Raw genomic sequence first — 1,927 nt, forward strand, 5'->3', positions numbered from 1 at the left:
TACTCCTGATGCCTCTTATATTTGGAACCTTAATACACATGAGTATATAGAATGCTAGGAAACTTAGCGGCACTTGATGTAGGAATAATAGTAGCGTACTTAGTCGGCTGTTTAGTAGTAGCATTTTGGAAAGCCACCGAGATCAAGAACATAAGAGAATACACGCTTGGCAATGGTTCCGTATCAACAGTCGTTTTGGTTTGTACTATCTACGCAACATATCTTAGTGCCAGTTCAACCGTTGGGACTGCAGAGAAGATATACACAACCGGTATGTTTTTTGCCCTTCCATGTTTTATGGGAGTATTGGTGTGGTATATGATGGCAAGGATATATGCGAATGTTGAGCAGTTTCAGGGTTGTTTGTCAATAAGCGACATCATGTACGTGCTGTATGGGAGCTTTGGAAGGTGGATTACAACTGCTGCCTCTGTGATTTTATCTGTTGGTATTATAGCTACGCAAGCTATTGCTATAGGATATATGTTTGACTACTTCTTAGGTATAGGTCAACTCATGGGTATCCTTATAGGTATGAGTGTACTGATAGTATATTCTGCCTTCGGAGGCATTAGAGCTGTTGCTTTGACCGATGTGGTCCAGTTCGTGGTATTTTATGTAGCTATTCCTACAGCTTGTTTGTTTGCCCTGCAAGATGTGGGAGGAATATCTGTGCTGTACGAGAAGTTCCCCCACAAAGAAATTACATCTAACCTCAATTTAGAGAAGGGGCAGTTGTGGTTTTTATTGAGTTTTTGTGTGTTTTTGTTCCCATTTAATGGTGGTTCATTTATTCAAAGATTTTTAATGTCTAACAACACCAAGCAGTTGTCCCGTTCCTTGAATATCATAGGGTTTTTGCACATACCGTTGTTGTTGACTGTCTGCATCATAGGTTTTGTGATGAGAGTGCAGATGCCAGAAATAGACCCTCACTTTGCGTTCATGGCATTCATAGATAAGTACTTGTATACAGGTGTGAAGGGATTGCTGATAGCTGGCATGATAGCTGTAATGATGTCAACAGCGGACTCGTGGTTGAACACTACTTCTGTATTGTGCGCTCATGACATTGCTAAAATGATCTTCCCAAAACTGACAGATTTACAAGAGCTCTGGATAGCCCGTCTTTCGAGTGCTGTAATAGGTGTTATGGCTATAATAATAGCCGCAAAAGCCGAAGGTATATTGGAGCTATACTGGTTTATATACAATTTTTGGGAGCCTGTGACACTTGTTCCCCTTATTATGGGTTTTGCTGGTTTCAGAACCAATACAATGACATTTGTAATATCCTGTGTAGTTGCTCTCATTTTTACACTTTGGGGTGCGTATTTGGATGGTGGTTTTGTTAGAATTAGTATAATATTCGGTGTTATAGGCAGCGCAGTAGGAATGTTTGGAGCCCACTACCTACAGCTATGGTATGGGGTCAGAATGCCAAAGCTCGAGGAAAAACTATTGAAGGAGAGACAAGAACGGCCTTACGTTATGCCTAAGAAGCCTTCTGTGTTTGTGCAAGTGTATCGTGGAATACGTGACTTATCATTCGCAAAGATACTGTTGTTCACTAGAAATCAAACGAAACGCTTTCACCCTCAGTTTGAGATATCGGGGATAGTGCTCGTGTTGTTTTGCCTTTATCCGCTGCTTGTGGAATCTGAGCTTGCTTACGCTCAGTACAACCCTCTGATGGAGTTGTCTATTACTGGCGCTGTGTTGGCGATTTTGCTGTGTTTGTGTGAGTACTGCCCTAAGGAGTGGAGAGCTAGATTCATGCCGCTGTACTGGTATAGCGTGATGCTATTGTCGCTCCCTGTGTTATCTGCATCGATGCTGTTTCTTAATCACGGCAATATTTTTTACATAGCGCACTTTACACTGGGAATGCTTATACTATCGATATTTATGGATTGGCTGAGCTTCA

At 41.6% G+C, this 1,927-nt stretch carries 1 protein-coding gene; it reads left to right on the forward strand.

Going from position 1 to position 1,927, the window contains the following annotated elements:
- Window positions 1-51: 51 nt before the first annotated feature.
- On the forward strand, window positions 52-1,927 hold a 1,876-nt coding region (locus EDM53_RS05265; RefSeq protein WP_130122613.1), incomplete at its 3' end, for a sodium:solute symporter family protein.

The sequence above is a fragment of the Rickettsiales endosymbiont of Peranema trichophorum genome, assembly GCF_004210275.1.
GTDB lineage: Bacteria > Pseudomonadota > Alphaproteobacteria > Rickettsiales > Midichloriaceae > RICK02.